Genomic DNA, 14148 nt, shown 5'->3' with positions numbered 1-14148 from the left:
CGACAGGCACCGCGCACGGACGCCGGGCGACCGGACGCCGTCGTCAGAACCCGCGCAGGCGTTCCGGGCGGAACCGCACGGTGACCGAGTAGTCGGCGTGGAACCCGTCGGGCGTCATGCCGAGCCCGCGGATGTCGTCGGCGTACTTCGCGTCGTAGGCCGCGCGCTCCGCCGCGCTCAGACCGGCGTCGTCGATCGCCGCCGCGCCCGTGAGCACCGCGACGTCGCCGCCCGACCGGGTGCTGTTGAGGTGCACGGCCCCGCGCGGGTTCGCACGCAGGTTGCGCAGCTTCGCGGTGCGCGGCTGGCTCTGCAGCACGACCTCCCCGGCCTCGTTCCAGAGGAACCACACCGGCGTCGGCTGCGGCGTGCCGTGCGGGTCGACGGTCACGAGCCACACGACGCGCTCGTCACCCAGGCGCTCGGCGGCGCGGCGGCCGAGGTCGGTCCCGGTGTCGACGACGGCGCTCATGCCGCGCTCCCGAGCCGCGGCAGCTCGATCGCGGGGCAGCGGTCCATGACCATGTCGAGACCGGCGTCGCGCACGCGCCGCGCGGCGTCCTCGTCGATCACGTCGAGCTGGAACCACACGGCGTTCGCGCCGATCGCGACGGCCTGGTCCGCGACCTCGCCCGCGAGCTCGGAGCGGACGAACACGTCGACGACGTCGACGGGGAACGGGATGTCGGCGAGCGTCGCGTACCCCTGCTCGCCGTGCACCGTCTCGGCCGACGGGTGCACGGGCACGACCCGCTTGCCCGCCTGCTGGAGCACGCGCGCCACGCCGTACGCCGCGCGTGCGGTGTTGTTCGACAGACCGACGACGGCCCACGTCTGCGTGTCCCGCAGGACCCGGCGGATCGTGTCGTCGGTCGCCTCGCTGTCCACGTGCTCTGTGCTCGTCATGCTGGCCACAACCGCCACCCCGTCGCGGGCATTCCGGCCGGTCGACCGACTCGTGCCTGGCCCGACCGGCGGTCCTGCGGCCTCAGGCGACCGCGACGACGAGAAGCGCCGTCGCGACGGCGCCGGCGACGGTGCGGACGTGGTTCCACGCGAGCCACCGGGGCACGATCCGCAGCCACTCGGCGGCGGGTTCGGCGCTCGCGTCGAGCCGGTTGTTCAGCGGGACGTTGCCGACGCCCGTGACGCCGAGGATCCCGACGAGCGCGACGACCGCGCCCGCGAGCGCCCAGCCGGCGCCGGGTGTGTCGCCGACGAGCCCGACGACGGCCGCCGCGGCGGGGAGCAGCACCGACGCCGCGAGCAGGAGCATGAGGGGCGGGCGCAGCGCGGTGACGTTGACGGACCGCATCGCGGCGGCGCCGACCGCCGGGTCGAGGCGGCGCAGCCCGGCCATGACGAACGCCGAGAAGGCGTAGAGGACGCCCCCGGCGAGGCCCGTCGCGACGGCCGCGAGCACGACGAGCCACGCGAACGCGGTCATGACAGCACCCGGGACCAGGCGCCCGCCTCGCGGCGCGCGAACTCGGCGACGTCCCGTGGTTCGCGGCCGAGCGCGCGGTGCACGCCGTCGGACACGTGGGCGCCGCGCCCGTCGAGCACCTCGGTGAACAGGTAGCGCAGGAGGTCGACGGTGTCCCCCGGTAGCCCGGCGGCGGTGAGGCCGGCCGTGAACTCGTCGAGGGCGATCGGGACGAAGGCGACCTCGTGCCCGCTCGCGGCGGTGATCTCGGCGGCGAGGTCGGCGAACGTGAGCAGCCGCGGGCCGGTGAGCTCGTAGACCTGGCCCGCGTGCGCGTCGTCGGTCAGGGCGGCGACGGCGACCTCGGCGACGTCCTCCAGGTCGACGAACGGCTCCGCGACGTCGCCCACGGGCAGGGCGATCGTGCCGTCCAGCACGGCGTCGAGGAGGAAGCTCTCGCTGACGTTCTGCGCGAAGAACGCGCAGCGCACCACGACGCGCCCGGGGAAGACGGCGGCGACGGCGGCCTCGGCGCGCTGCGCCTCGACCTCGCCCCGCCCGGACAGCAGCACGAGACGCCGCACACCGACGTCGTGCGCGAGCGCCGCGAGGCGCGTGACGGTCTCGGGCGCGCCGGGGACCGCGAGGTCGGGCGCGTACGCGACGTAGACGGCCTGCGCGCCGTCGAGCGCAGGCCGCCACGTGGACTCGTCGTCCCAGGCGAAGGGCACGGTGCCGGGCGCGCCGCTGCGCGAGGCGCGACGCACGGGCACGTCGAGCCCGTCGAGGCGGTCGGCGACGCGTCGTCCGGACTTGCCCGTCGCGCCGAGCACGAGGACGGGACCGAGCGCGGTGGTCGGGGCGGTGGCCGGATTGGTGGCCGGGTCGGTGGTCGGGGAGGTGTCGTGCGGGAGGTGCGCGGTCATGGTCGTCTCCTGGTTGACGGGGGTGTCGAGATCAGTCAACTCCGCGCCCGACGAGACGATCCATGGCCGAGACGCTCGCACGCATGCGCGACCGTCTCGACCTGCCCGGCGTCACAGGGTTAGCCTGGCCGCGTGGACGTCGTCGCCGGGCTGCTCGACGGACCCCGTGCGCGGGGCGCGTTCCTCCTGCGCAGCCACCTGCGCGCGCCGTGGGCCATGCGGATCGAGGACGAGGCGCCCCTGACGATCGTCCCGGTGCTGCGCGGCTCGGGCTGGGTCGGTCCTGTCGGCGACGCGCCGGCCCGCACCGACGACCCCGGCGTCGTCGTCGAGGAGGGCGACGTCGTGCTCCTCCGCGGCCCGGACCACTACGTCGTCGCGGACTCACCCGGCACGGCGCCGCAGGTCGTCGTCGGTCCGGCGTCGGACATGTGCCGATCCGTCGACGGCGGGCCCTCCCCCATGACCGTGCTCGGCGTGCGGTCGTGGGGCAACGATCCCGACGGCGAGACCGTCATCGTCACGGGCACGTACCCGCTCGACGGCGAGGTCGGTCGCCGCATCCTGCGCGTCCTGCCGCAGCGTGTCGTGCTGCGGCGCGACGAGGTCGACGGCGGCCTCGTCGAGATGCTCGCGCGCGAGGTCGTGCAGGACCTGCCCGGACAGGAGGCGGTGCTCGACCGCCTGCTCGACCTGCTCCTCATCTCGTGCCTGCGCACGTGGCTCTCGCGCCCCGAGGCCCCCGGCTGGTACCGCGCGGACGCCGACCCGGTCGTCGGTGCGGCGCTGCGCCTCGTCCACCACGACCCGGCGCGCGCGTGGACCGTCGACTCCCTCGCGCGTGAGGTCGGGCTGTCCCGCGCGGCGTTCGCACGACGGTTCACCGCGCTCGTCGGCGAGCCGCCCATGACGTACCTCACCGGGTGGCGGCTCGACCTCGCCGCCGACCTCCTCCTGACCGACGGCGCGACGCTCGCCTCCGTGGCGCGCGCCGTCGGGTACGGCACGCCGTTCGCCCTGAGCGCCGCGTTCACGCGCGTGCGCGGCGTGAGCCCGTCCGCGCACCGCGAGCGCGCCGCGAGGGTGGCGGGTGGCGTGGCCTGAGGGTGGGTCAGCGCTCCACGGGCACGAGCTCGACGTCGTGCAGCGCGCCGTCGTCCACGGTCGCGGTGAGGTAGGTGCCGACGGGCTGGCGGCGCCGGTCCGTCGGCGAGCCGGGGTTGAGCAGCCGCATCCCGGCAGGGGTGACGGTGTCCCACGGGATGTGGCTGTGCCCGAACACGAGCAGGTCGGTGACCGGGTAGGCGGCGTCCGCGCGCCGCTCGCGCCCGTCCTTGCCGCCGGTCTCGTGCACGACGGCGACCCGAAGCCCGTCGATCGTCGCGCGCGCGACCTCGGGCAGCCGGGCGTGCAGGTCCGGGCCGTCGTTGTTGCCCGCCACCCCGACGAGCCGCGCGGCGCGCGCCTCGAGCGCGTCGAGGAGGTCGACGGTCACCCAGTCCCCCGCGTGCACGACGACGTCCGCCGCGTCGACCGCGCGCCACACCTGGTCCGGGAGGGCCCGGGCGCGCGCCGGGACGTGGGTGTCGCTGATCAGCAGCAGTCGGGTGGGCACCGGCTCACGATAGGCCGCGCTGCCCGGGCCGGCCGCGCGTCCCCGCGTTGCGTCCCGACGCGGGCGCGCCACGATGGACGGATGCCGATGCCGCACTGGGTCACCCGGACGAACAAGCTCGTGCTCAACCCCGTGATGTTGCGCGTCGCGACCGGCGTGGGGCCGATGGCGGTCGTGCGGCACGTGGGACGGCGCAGCGGCCGCACGTACCGCACACCGGTGTTCGCGTTCGCGTACCGCGAGGGCGACGAGGTCCGCACGGTCCTCGCGCTCACCTACGGGCCCGACGTCGACTGGCTGCGCAACGTCGAGGCGGCCGGGTCGTTCGTGCTCGAGCGCCGCGGTGAGGACTTCGTCGTCGACGACGTGCGGCGCGTCACCGGCGAGGCCGGGCTGCGGCTCCTGCCCGGGTGGACGAGCGCCGTCCTGCGCCGCACCGGTGTCGACGAGTTCCGCACCGGCAGCCTGCGCCGCGCACCCGGGCGGCCCGACGACGCGGCCCGCGCCGCGCCGTCGGGCACACCCTGAGAGGATGGGTCCATGGCACGCGACCTGTGGCTCACCGGCGACCCGGAGGCCGACCAGCTCCTGTCCAGCGACCCGTTCGCGCTGCTCGTCGGCATGCTGCTCGACCAGCAGGTGCAGATGGAGACCGCGTTCGCCGGGCCGGCGAAGATCGCGTCGCGCATGGACGGCTGGGACGTGCGCCGCATCGCCGACGCCGACCCCGAGCAGTTCACCGCGCTCGCGTCCACGCCGCCCTCGATCCACCGCTACCCCGGCTCGATGGCGGGCCGGGTGCAGGCGGTGGCGCGCGCCGTCGTCGACGACTACGACGGCGACGTGACGCGCCTGTGGACCGACCCCGGCCCGGCGGGCGACGCCCCCGACGGCGCGCTCGTCCTCAAGCGTCTCAAGGCCCTGCCGGGGTTCGGCGACCAGAAGGCGCGGATCTTCCTCGCGCTGCTCGGCAAGCAGTACGGCGTACAGCCCTCCGGCTGGCGCGAGGCCGCGGGCGACTACGGCGAGGACGGGTCGCGCCGGTCCATCGCGGACGTCACGGACCAGGACTCCCTCGACGCCGTGCGCGCGACGAAGAAGGCGGCGAAGGCCGCCGCGCGCGCCGCGAAGGGCTGAGCGGGCCCATGACCGTGGAGCCGACGGACGCGACGCCCGACGAGCCGACCGACGAGCAGGGCGAGCGCGAGGAGCACTCGCGCGGTGGCACGTACTCCGTGCCGGGCAAGGACTTCCGGCGCGACACCCGGTACATCACGACGCGCGTCACCGCGGACGGCCGCGACGGCTTCCCCGTCGAGCCAGGCAGGTACCGGCTGATCGCGGCCCGCGCGTGCCCGTGGGCGAACCGCGCGATCATCGTGCGCCGGCTCCTCGGCCTGGAGGACGCGCTGTCGATGGGCCTCGCCGGGCCCGTGCACGACGAGCGGTCGTGGACGTTCGACCTCGACCCGGACGGGCGCGACCCCGTGCTCGGCATCGAGCGCCTCCAGGAGGCGTACTTCCGCCGGGACCCGCACTACCCGCGGGGCATCACGGTCCCCGCCGTGGTCGACACCACGACGGGCGCCGTCGTGACGAACGACTTCGCGCAGATCACGCTCGACCTGTCGACGCAGTGGCGTCCCTACCACCGCGACGGCGCGCCCGACCTGCTGCCCGCCGCGCACCGCGACGAGCTCGACGCGGTGATGCAGGAGGTCTACACCGAGGTCAACAACGGGGTGTACCGGTGCGGGTTCGCCGGGTCCCAGCGCGCCTATGACGCCGCGTACACCCGGCTGTGGGCCGCGCTCGACCGGCTGGAGGGACGGCTCGCGGACCGCCGCTACCTCGTCGGCGACACGATCACCGAGGCCGACGTACGCCTCTTCACCACGCTCGTCCGCTTCGACGCGGTCTACCACGGGCACTTCAAGGCGAACCGGCAGAAGCTCGCCGAGATGCCCGTGCTGTGGGCCTACGCGCGGGACCTGTTCCAGACCCCCGGCTTCGGCGACACCGTCGACTTCACGCAGATCAAGCAGCACTACTACGTCGTGCACCGCGACCTCAACCCGTCCGGGATCGTCCCGCAGGGACCCGACCTGTCGGGCTGGCTCGACCCGCACGGTCGCGAGGCCCTCGGCGGGCGGCCCTTCGGCGACGGCACGCCGCCCGGACCCGTCCGCGACACGGAGCGCGTCCCGCCCGACCACGCACCCCAGTAGGGTCTGCGGGGTGACCACGCCCCAGACGCCGGCAGCGCTCGCCCCGGCCACCCGGACGCTCCTCGCGCTCGCCGCCGGGATCGTCGTGCTCGCCGGCCTGCACGCGGCGCGCGAGGTCGTCGCGCCGATCCTCCTCGCCGCCGTCATCGTCATCATCTGCCACCCCGTGCGGTTCGGGCTCGAGGCCCGCGGCTGGCCGCGCTGGGGGGCGACGACGGTGGTGATCGTCGTGGCGTACCTCGTCCTCGCGGTCCTGCTCGCGATGCTCGTGTTCGCCGGGTTCCAGTTCGCGGCGCTCGTGCGGGAGTACCTGCCCCAGCTCGAGGCGTCCGTGCTCGACGCCGTCGACCGGCTCGCGGCGCTCGGGATCGACACCGACCTCGCCGCCGCCGTGTCGTCGTGGCTCGAGCCGTCGCGCGTGCTGTCCCTCGCGGGCGGGATCAGCGGGACCGTGCTCGGCATCGCCACGGCGTTCTTCTTCGTCCTCGCCTACGCGATCTTCATGGCCGCCGACGCCGCGCGGTACTCCACGGCGTCGCGCGTCTTCGGCGCCGGGCGGGCGGACGAGATCGGGCGCGCCACCCGCTTCAGCGGCGGCGTCCGCCGGTACTTCGTCGTCAACGCGTCCTTCGGCGCCGTCGTCGCGGTCGTGGACGGGATCGCCCTCGCGCTCCTCGGCGTCCCCGCACCCGTCGTGTGGGCGATCCTCGCGTTCGTCACGAACTTCGTGCCCAACATCGGCTTCGTCCTCGGCCTCGTCCCGCCCGCCGTCATGGCGTTCGTCGTCGGCGGCTGGCCGCTCGCCCTCGCGGTGGTCGCCGTGTACTGCGTCGTGAACGTCGTCCTGCAGGTGCTCGTGCAGCCCAAGTTCGTGGCCGACGCCGTGAACCTCAGCCTCACCCTGAGCTTCGTGTCCGTCGTGTTCTGGACGTTCGTCATCGGCCCGCTCGGCGCCATCCTCGCCATCCCGCTCACGCTCCTCGTGCGTGCCGTCCTCCTGGAGGGCGACCCGCGCTCCGGGTGGCTGCGCTGGCTCTCGGGGGACGACGTCGCGGCGCCGCCACGGACCGCCGACGACCGGCCGGGCGACGTCGGGGACCGCGCGGACGACCCCGCCGACCGCGCCGGCGTCCGCGACGGCGCCGACGACCCGGCGGGCGAGGCCCGGGACGCCCCCGAGAGCGCCCCCGCGGACGCGCCGGAGGACGGGCCCACCGCGAACGGTGGTGCTGCGCACGCGCCAGGCCTAGTCTGACGGGTGGCGGGCGGTCCTGCCCGACCTCGACACGGGAGGAACCATGCCGCACGGCGACATCACGCACATCGACATCCCGGTCACGGACCTCAAGGCCGCCGCGGAGTTCTACGGCGGGCTCTTCGGGTGGCAGATCGCGGAGGTGCCCGGGTTCGAGGGGTACCCGATGTGGCAGGCACCCAACAAGATCAGCGGCGGCGGCCTCGCCCCGCGCTCCGAGGGCTTCACCCAGCCCCGCAGCTACGTCGAGGTCGACTCCATCGACGACACGCTCGCGAAGGTCCGCGAGAGCGGCGGGACAGTCGTCATGGAACGCTCCGAGATCAGCCCGACCTCGTGGTGGGCGATCTTCACCGACCCCGACGGCAACGTCGTCGGGCTGTACGAGGGGTCGACCGACGCCGGGTGACGCGCACCGTTCGTCAGCGCACGCCCAGCACGCGTCCGTCCGGGTCCGTGGCACGGCGCGGCCGCAACGCCGCCGGCGCCGGCCACGGCAGGGAGTACCGGGTCACCGGGGCGTCGATCGCCCCGAAGTCGTCCGTCTGGACCACGACGCCGTCGGGGGTCACCTCGACGATCCGCACCCGCACCGGACCGGCGTCGTCCTGCTCGAGCGTCCAGGCGTCCGCGAGCCACGACAGACCCGTCTCCTCGAGCGCCTCCTCCGCGGCGAGCCAGTCGACCGGTCCGGTGAGGTCGCGGCCCAGGAGGGACACGGCGACCCAGTCGTCACCCTCGGGGCGGATCCATCCCACCGGCTCGCGGTCGTCGGGGCGGCGGTGCTCGATCCAGGACTCGGGAAGCATCCGAGCACCGTAGCCGCGCGCGACGCGCAGCACCAGAGCCCGCGCCGCCGTCACTCGTCGGGCACGGTCTCCGGCTCCGCGTCCTGGCTCGCCTGCCGGTACCCGTCGCTGAACCCCTCGCGGTACCCGTCCTCGTACCCTTCGTCCGCACCATCTCCGCGGCCGTCCTCGACGCCGCGCGCGTACGCCTCCGCGCTGCCTTCGCGGAACAGGTCGTCGGCCGACGCGCGCACGAGCGACCGGGCCCCCGGACCGTCGTCCTCCGTGACGTGGGCGCCCATCCCGCGCACCACGGCGACCGGTCGACCGCCCGTCTTGCCGCGGACCAGCTCGCTCGCGGACGCGACCTCGTCGGCGACGGCCGTCACCGTGACGGAGATCGGGCGCCCGTGGGCGTCGACACCCCCGCGCAGGTCGTCCGCGACCCTGATCCCCGCCGCGCCGATCGCGACGTCCACGAGGCCCTCGCGCCACGGGCGGCCCGCCGTGTCCGTGACGACGACGCCGAGCCGGTCGAGCCCGAACCTCGCCCGCAGCGCCGCACGCAGCGCCCGGGCGCTGGCGTCCGGGTCGAGCGGCAGCAGCAGCACGGTCCCGTCGGGCGTGTTGGACGCGTCGACGCCCGCGGCGGCCATGACCAGACCGAGGCGGTTCTCGACGATCCGCAGCGGCGGCAGGCCCGGCCGCTCCCGCGTCGCGACGACGCGGACCGTCTCGTCGGTGATGGCCTGCTCCCGGTCGTCGGCGTCGAGCACACGCCCCTCGGCCTTCGACACGACCTTGCTGGACACGACGACGACGTCACCCTCGGCGAGCTGGTCGCCCTGCGCGAGGAGGTCGCCGACGAGGCGTGCGAGGTCGTCCCCGGGCCGCACCTCGCCCAGGCCCGACGGCGCCCACACGGCCAGGCGCGCGTCGTCGGGCTCGCGCTTCCCGCTCGTCGGTCCGCTCATCGCGAGAGCTTCGGCAGGACGTCGCGGCCGAAGACCTCGATCCACTCGCGCTGGTTGCGCCCCACGTTGTGCAGGTAGACGCGGTCGAAGCCGAGGTCGACGAACTTCTGGATGTACGCGCGGTGCTCGTCCGGGTCGGAGGAGATCACCATGCGCCCCTCGAAGTCCTCGGGGCGCACGAGCTTCGCCATCTGCTCGAAGTCGTGGGGGGAACGGATGTCGGCCTTGGGGAACTTCATGCCGCCGTTGGGCCACTCGGTCATCGCGTTCGTGAGCGCCTCCTCGTCCGTGGGCGCCCACGACAGGTGGAGCTGGAGAACCTTGGGCATCGCGTCGGGGTCACGGCCCGAGTCGCGGACGCCGTCGTCGAACTTGCCGAAGAGCATCGAGATCTTCTCGAGCGGGGCGCCCACGGTGATGAGGCCGTCGGCGTGCCGGCCCGCACGCTTCGCGGTCACCGGGCCGGCGGTCGCGACGAGGATCTCGGGGGCGACCTCCGGCATGGTCCACAGCCGCGTGGACTCCAGCTTGTAGAACTGCCCGGAGTGCTTGACGTCCTTGTTGTCCAGGCCGGACTGGAACAGCTTCTTGATGACGTCGATCGCCTCGAACATGCGGTTGATGCGCTCGGGGGCCTCGGGCCAGTACCCGGCGACGACGTGCTCGTTGAGCGCCTCGCCCGAGCCGAGACCGAGCCAGTGGCGCCCGGGGTACATCGCGGCGAGCGTCGCCGACGCCTGCGCGACCATCGCGGGGTGCCAGCGGAACGTCGGCGCCGTGACACCCGGCCCGAGGTCACCGCGCGTCCGCTCGCCGAGCGCCGTGAGGACGTTCCACACGAACGACGACTCGCCCTGCTGCGGGACCCAGGGCTGGAAGTGGTCGGCGGCCATCGTCCCGGAGAAGCCGTGCTCCTCGGCGTAGGCGGACAGCGCGACGGCCTCGGTCGGGTGGAACTGCTCGAGCATCGCGGCGTAGCCGATCGTCAGACCCATGGGACCGACCCTAGTACCCGGTCGGCCAGGGTCGCAGGCCAGCTACCCTCGCGTCGTGAGCGCCACCCCTGCGGACCGACCGCCCCTGGACACGAGCGCGCTCGTCGACACCGTGGACGCCGCGGCCGTGCGCGCCTTCCGTCGAGCGCGGCGGCGCGAGACGACACAGTCCCGGACGCCCGGCACGACGTCGGCCGGGTCGCGCGTGCTCGCGGTCGTGCTCCGCGTGGTCCTCCTCGCGCTCCTGCTCGCCGTCGCGGCGGTCTGCCTGGGCACCGTCTACACCCTCCTGCTGCTGGGACTGCGTGCCGCACCCCTCGCCGCCGCGCTCACCACGGCCGGCACCGCCGTGGTGGTCCTCCTCGTCGTCGTGGGGGTCCGGCGGTCCTCCGCGCACCAGCACGAGCAGGCCTACCGGCTCAGCCGGTTCGCCGCGGCGAACGGGTTCGAGCACGTGCCCCGCGTCGACGACCCGCAGCACCCGAGCAGGGCGTTCGACGTCGGCATCCTGCGGCGCGCGACCGACGTCGTCCGCACGCCCGGCCCCCGACCCGTCGAGGTCGCGACCTACCGGTACAGCGCGGGGTACCGGTCTGCCGAGCCGTTCGCCTGGACCTACGCCACGACGTCGCTCGACCGGTCGTGGCCGCACGTCGTCGTCGAGACGCTGCCCGCCCGGGGGACGTACGGCGCGCGGGCACCGCGCGGCGTCCAGCGTGTGTGGGAGCTGCCGCTCGACGGGCCGTTCGGGGACCGCCACCGCGCCTACGGGCCGCCGCGGTCCCCGGCGAGCACCGCGCAGGACGTGCTCGGGCCCGACGTCGAGCTGCTCGTCCGCGGCCGGGTGCCGCTCGCCGCGGAGGTCGTCGGCGACAGGCTGTTCCTCTTCTCCGAGCGCCCGCTCGACCTGCTCGACCCCGTCGTCTGGGACCGGCTCCTCGGCGCGACCGAGCACGTGGCCGCGCGCCTGTCCCGGGCCGACGGGCCGACTCTTCCCGAGGCGGACGACGCCGAGGGATGACGGGCCCGACCGGCGCGCGAGACGCCGTCGGGCACGGCCCGCGCATCTGGGAGAATGGGCGACCATGAGCGACTTCCCGACGAACGCGCCCGCGGGCGCGGCAGACCCCGCTGCAGCAACGACCCCCGCCACCGGCACGGTAGGCGTCGTCCGCGCGGTGGTCGCGGGAGTACCGGACCGCGTGACCATCGACGGTCTCGAGGACGTGCACGGGGCCCGCTGGGCCGAGCAGGGCACCTACGCGTTCGACCGGACGAGGACGCGCGAGGAGGTCTACTCGATCGACACCCCGCCCCCCACGGCGTCCGGCTCGCTGCACGTGGGTCACGTCTTCTCCTACACGCACACGGACGTCGTCGCGCGCTACCAGCGCATGCGCGGCCGCGAGGTGTTCTACCCGATGGGCTGGGACGACAACGGCCTGCCCACCGAGCGCCGCGTGCAGAACTACTACGGCGTGCGCTGCGACCCCACGCTCGCGTACGTCGAGGGCTTCGAGCCGCCGCGCGAGGGCGACCAGGGGAAGTCGTCGAAGGCCCCCGACGTGCCCGTGAGCCGCCGCAACTTCATCGAGCTGTGCGAGCGCCTCACGGTCGAGGACGAGAAGCAGTTCGAGGCGGTCTGGCGCCGCCTCGGGCTGTCGGTCGACTGGGCGCAGACGTACCAGACCATCGACGCCCGCTCCCGCACCGCCGCCCAGCGCGCCTTCCTGCGCAACCTCGCGCGCGGCGAGGCGTACCAGGCGCAGGCGCCCGGGCTGTGGGACGTGACGTTCCAGACCGCCGTCGCGCAGGCCGAGCTCGAGGCGCGCGAGTACCCGGGCCACTTCCACAAGGTCGCCTTCCACCGCACCGCGGACGGCGCCCCCACGGGCGAGGTCGTGCACATCGAGACCACGCGCCCCGAGCTCCTCGCCGCCTGCGTCGCCCTCGTCGCGCACCCGGACGACGAGCGGTACCAGCACCTGTTCGGCACGACCGTGCGCTCCCCCCTGTTCGACGTCGAGATCCCCGTCCTCGCGCACGCCGCCGCCGAGCCCGACAAGGGCGCCGGCATCGCGATGTGCTGCACGTTCGGCGACCTCACCGACGTGCAGTGGTGGCGCGAGCTGCAGCTCCCGACGCGCTCGATCATCCAGCGCGACGGCCGCATCGTGCGCGAGACGCCCGAGTGGGTCACCTCCCGCACCGGTCAGGGCCTGTTCGCCGAGATGGCGGGCAAGACGACGTTCTCCGCCCGCCAGGTCGTCGTCGACGCGCTGCGCGACTCCGGCGACCTCGCCGGCGAGCCCGTCCCCACGCAGCGCATGGCGAACTTCTACGAGCGCGGCGACAAGCCGCTCGAGATCGTCACGTCCCGCCAGTGGTACATCCGCAACGGCGGCCGCGACTGGACCACCGCGGACGGCACGCGCCGCGACCTGCGCGGCGAGCTGCTGCAGCGCGGCAAGGAGCTCGACTTCCACCCCGACTTCATGCGCGTGCGCTACGAGAACTGGGTCGGCGGCCTCAACGGCGACTGGCTCATCTCGCGCCAGCGCTTCTTCGGCGTGTCCATCCCGCTGTGGTACGCCGTCGACGACGTCGGCAACGTCGACCACGACCACCCGATCGTGCCCGCCGAGGACACCCTGCCCGTCGACCCGTCCTCCGACGTGCCCGCCGGGTACACCGAGGACCAGCGCGGCGAGCCGGGCGGCTTCGTCGGCGAGAACGACATCATGGACACGTGGGCGACGTCGTCGCTCACCCCGCAGATCGCCGGCGGCTGGGAGTCCGACCCGGACCTCTTCGAGCGCGTCTTCCCGATGGATCTGCGCCCCCAGGGCCAGGACATCATCCGTACCTGGCTCTTCTCGACCGTCGTGCGCTCGCACCTCGAGCACGGCTCGCTGCCGTGGAAGAACGCCGGGATCTCCGGCTGGATCCTCGACCCCGACCGCAAGAAGATGTCGAAGTCCAAGGGCAACGTCGTCACGCCCATGGGGCTGCTGGAGGAGCACGGGTCCGACGCCGTCCGCTACTGGGCAGCCTCCGCCCGCCTCGGCACCGACGCGGCGTTCGAGGTCGGCCAGATGAAGATCGGGCGTCGCCTCGCCATCAAGATCCTCAACGCGTCCAAGTTCGCCCTCTCGTTCGGGGTCGACCCCGCGACGGGCACCGGGGAGGTCGTGCTCGACCCGGCCGCGGTCACGCAGCCGCTCGACCGCGCGATGCTCACCGGGCTCGCCGACGTCGTCGCGAAGGCGACCGACGCGTTCGAGACGTACGACCACACGCGCGCCCTCGAGGTCACCGAGACGTTCTTCTGGACGTTCTGCGACGACTACCTCGAGCTCGTCAAGGACCGCGCGTACGGTGCGGGTGCCGCCGCGTCCGAGGTCTCCGACGAGACCCGGTCCGCGCGCGTCGCTCTCGCGATCGCGCTCGACACCCTGCTGCGCCTCTTCGCGCCGTTCGTGCCGTTCGCGACCGAGGAGGTCTGGTCCTGGTGGCGCGCGTCCGAGGGGTCGATCCACCGCGCGCCGTGGCCCACGCCCGACGTCGCCCGGTCGGCCGCGGGCGACGCGGACCCGACGATCCTCACGGCCGCCGGGCACGCGCTCGCCGCGCTGCGCAAGATCAAGTCCGAGGCCAAGGTGTCGATGCGCACCCCCATCCTCGCCGCCCAGGTCGCCGTCCCGGCCGCCTCGCTGCCCGGGGTCGAGGCCGCCGTCGTCGACGTCCGCAACGGCGGCCGCGTCACCGGATCGCTCGACCTCGTCGCCGCGGCGGACGGCCAGGGCGACCCGGCCGTCCAGGGCGGCATCGTCGTCGTCTCCTCCGAGCTCGGCGAGCCGGAGCAGCGCCGCAAGGGCTGACCCACCGACCGCACGACGACGCCCTCCCCCGAGCCGATCGGGAGGAGGGCGTCGTCGTGC

Annotated in this window: 16 protein-coding genes; 8 read left to right on the top strand and 8 right to left on the bottom strand. The window is 74.3% G+C overall.

The window, feature by feature from the left end; all coding sequences use genetic code 11:
- Positions 1-43: 43 nt before the first annotated feature.
- The 4 genes from LGQ04_RS13960 to LGQ04_RS13945 form a co-directional block, all read right to left on the bottom strand.
- A complete protein-coding gene (locus LGQ04_RS13960; protein ID WP_229244554.1) occupies positions 44-472 on the bottom strand; it encodes a TIGR03667 family PPOX class F420-dependent oxidoreductase in 429 nt (142 codons plus the stop codon).
- Positions 469-906 carry a CoA-binding protein gene (locus LGQ04_RS13955; protein WP_229244553.1) on the bottom strand — a complete coding sequence of 146 codons (438 nt, stop codon included), beginning with the start codon at positions 904-906 and terminating at the stop codon, positions 469-471. The genes LGQ04_RS13960 and LGQ04_RS13955 overlap by 4 nt, the downstream gene beginning before the upstream one ends.
- An 82-nt stretch (positions 907-988) precedes the next feature.
- Positions 989-1447: an anthrone oxygenase family protein gene (locus LGQ04_RS13950; protein WP_229244552.1), complete on the bottom strand. Its 459-nt coding sequence runs from the start codon at positions 1445-1447 to the stop codon at positions 989-991.
- Positions 1444-2352, bottom strand: a complete 909-nt coding sequence (locus LGQ04_RS13945; protein WP_229244551.1) for a Rossmann-fold NAD(P)-binding domain-containing protein — start codon at positions 2350-2352, stop codon at positions 1444-1446. The genes LGQ04_RS13950 and LGQ04_RS13945 overlap by 4 nt, the downstream gene beginning before the upstream one ends.
- A gap of 132 nt (positions 2353-2484) precedes the next feature.
- Between LGQ04_RS13945 and LGQ04_RS17815 the strand changes: the two genes are divergently transcribed.
- Positions 2485-3456 carry an AraC family transcriptional regulator gene (locus LGQ04_RS17815; protein WP_229244550.1) on the top strand — a complete coding sequence of 324 codons (972 nt, stop codon included), beginning with the start codon at positions 2485-2487 and terminating at the stop codon, positions 3454-3456.
- A 7-nt stretch (positions 3457-3463) separates the two neighbouring features.
- Here LGQ04_RS17815 and LGQ04_RS13935 read toward each other — a convergent pair whose 3' ends face one another.
- Positions 3464-3967, bottom strand: a complete 504-nt coding sequence (locus LGQ04_RS13935) for a metallophosphoesterase family protein (protein ID WP_229244549.1) — start codon at positions 3965-3967, stop codon at positions 3464-3466.
- 81 nt (positions 3968-4048) lie between these two features.
- Here LGQ04_RS13935 and LGQ04_RS13930 point away from each other — a divergent pair, with 81 nt between their 5' ends.
- Genes LGQ04_RS13930 through LGQ04_RS13910 form a run of 5 tightly spaced genes read left to right on the top strand, consistent with a single transcriptional unit; the run spans position 4049 to position 7859 of the window.
- Positions 4049-4495, top strand: a complete 447-nt coding sequence (locus LGQ04_RS13930) for a PNPOx family protein (RefSeq protein ID WP_229244548.1) — start codon at positions 4049-4051, stop codon at positions 4493-4495.
- Between the two features lie 12 nt (positions 4496-4507).
- A complete protein-coding gene (locus LGQ04_RS13925) occupies positions 4508-5104 on the top strand; it encodes an HhH-GPD-type base excision DNA repair protein (protein WP_229244547.1) in 597 nt (198 codons plus the stop codon).
- 8 nt (positions 5105-5112) lie between these two features.
- Entirely contained in the window at positions 5113-6195 is a 1083-nt protein-coding gene (locus LGQ04_RS13920) for a glutathione S-transferase family protein (RefSeq protein ID WP_229244546.1), read from the top strand.
- 10 nt (positions 6196-6205) lie between these two features.
- Positions 6206-7450, top strand: coding sequence for an AI-2E family transporter (locus tag LGQ04_RS13915; RefSeq protein WP_229244545.1), 1245 nt, complete (start codon positions 6206-6208; stop codon positions 7448-7450).
- A 43-nt stretch (positions 7451-7493) separates the two neighbouring features.
- The gene (locus LGQ04_RS13910) at positions 7494-7859 is read left to right on the top strand and encodes a VOC family protein (RefSeq protein ID WP_229244544.1); all 366 of its coding nucleotides are present in this window, start codon (positions 7494-7496) and stop codon (positions 7857-7859) included.
- Between the two features lie 13 nt (positions 7860-7872).
- On the opposite strand, the gene LGQ04_RS13905 is transcribed toward LGQ04_RS13910, so the two are convergent.
- Genes LGQ04_RS13905 through LGQ04_RS13895 form a run of 3 tightly spaced genes read right to left on the bottom strand, consistent with a single transcriptional unit; the run spans position 7873 to position 10207 of the window.
- The gene (locus tag LGQ04_RS13905) at positions 7873-8259 is read right to left on the bottom strand and encodes a hypothetical protein (RefSeq protein WP_229244543.1); all 387 of its coding nucleotides are present in this window, start codon (positions 8257-8259) and stop codon (positions 7873-7875) included.
- Positions 8260-8309: 50 nt separating this feature from the next.
- A complete protein-coding gene (gene cofE / locus LGQ04_RS13900; RefSeq protein ID WP_229244542.1) occupies positions 8310-9212 on the bottom strand; it encodes a coenzyme F420-0:L-glutamate ligase in 903 nt (300 codons plus the stop codon).
- Positions 9209-10207 (bottom strand): TIGR03557 family F420-dependent LLM class oxidoreductase, encoded by a 999-nt coding sequence (locus LGQ04_RS13895; RefSeq protein WP_229244541.1) that lies wholly within the window; start codon positions 10205-10207, stop codon positions 9209-9211. Before LGQ04_RS13895 ends, cofE begins: the two co-directional genes overlap by 4 nt.
- Before the next feature lie 55 nt (positions 10208-10262).
- Here LGQ04_RS13895 and LGQ04_RS13890 point away from each other — a divergent pair, with 55 nt between their 5' ends.
- Both LGQ04_RS13890 and valS read left to right on the top strand, forming a co-directional pair.
- Positions 10263-11228 (top strand): hypothetical protein, encoded by a 966-nt coding sequence (locus LGQ04_RS13890; protein WP_229244540.1) that lies wholly within the window; start codon positions 10263-10265, stop codon positions 11226-11228.
- A 64-nt stretch (positions 11229-11292) separates the two neighbouring features.
- On the top strand, positions 11293-14088 hold the full coding sequence (gene valS / locus LGQ04_RS13885; protein ID WP_229244539.1) for a valine--tRNA ligase: 2796 nt from the start codon (positions 11293-11295) through the stop codon (positions 14086-14088).
- Positions 14089-14148 lie beyond the last annotated feature (60 nt).

Source organism: Cellulosimicrobium marinum, from assembly GCF_020551945.1.
Taxonomy (GTDB): Bacteria; Actinomycetota; Actinomycetes; order Actinomycetales; family Cellulomonadaceae; genus Cellulosimicrobium; species Cellulosimicrobium marinum.
Note: the sequence above shows the minus strand (reverse complement) of the source record. Positions and strands in the feature narration are given on the sequence as shown.

Bases quoted from the DNA above. Each gene is read 5' to 3' on its own strand.
- LGQ04_RS13960 (WP_229244554.1), bottom strand. From the start codon at position 472: ATGAGCGCCGTCGTCGACACCGGGACCGACCTCGGCCGCCGCGCCGCC.
- LGQ04_RS13955 (WP_229244553.1), bottom strand. From the start codon at position 906: ATGACGAGCACAGAGCACGTGGACAGCGAGGCGACCGACGACACGATC.
- LGQ04_RS13950 (WP_229244552.1), bottom strand. From the start codon at position 1,447: ATGACCGCGTTCGCGTGGCTCGTCGTGCTCGCGGCCGTCGCGACGGGC.
- LGQ04_RS13945 (WP_229244551.1), bottom strand. From the start codon at position 2,352: ATGACCGCGCACCTCCCGCACGACACCTCCCCGACCACCGACCCGGCC.
- LGQ04_RS13930 (WP_229244548.1), top strand. From the start codon at position 4,049: ATGCCGATGCCGCACTGGGTCACCCGGACGAACAAGCTCGTGCTCAAC.
- LGQ04_RS13925 (WP_229244547.1), top strand. From the start codon at position 4,508: ATGGCACGCGACCTGTGGCTCACCGGCGACCCGGAGGCCGACCAGCTC.
- LGQ04_RS13920 (WP_229244546.1), top strand. From the start codon at position 5,113: ATGACCGTGGAGCCGACGGACGCGACGCCCGACGAGCCGACCGACGAG.
- LGQ04_RS13910 (WP_229244544.1), top strand. From the start codon at position 7,494: ATGCCGCACGGCGACATCACGCACATCGACATCCCGGTCACGGACCTC.
- LGQ04_RS13905 (WP_229244543.1), bottom strand. From the start codon at position 8,259: ATGCTTCCCGAGTCCTGGATCGAGCACCGCCGCCCCGACGACCGCGAG.
- cofE (WP_229244542.1), bottom strand. From the start codon at position 9,212: ATGAGCGGACCGACGAGCGGGAAGCGCGAGCCCGACGACGCGCGCCTG.
- LGQ04_RS13895 (WP_229244541.1), bottom strand. From the start codon at position 10,207: ATGGGTCTGACGATCGGCTACGCCGCGATGCTCGAGCAGTTCCACCCG.
- valS (WP_229244539.1), top strand. From the start codon at position 11,293: ATGAGCGACTTCCCGACGAACGCGCCCGCGGGCGCGGCAGACCCCGCT.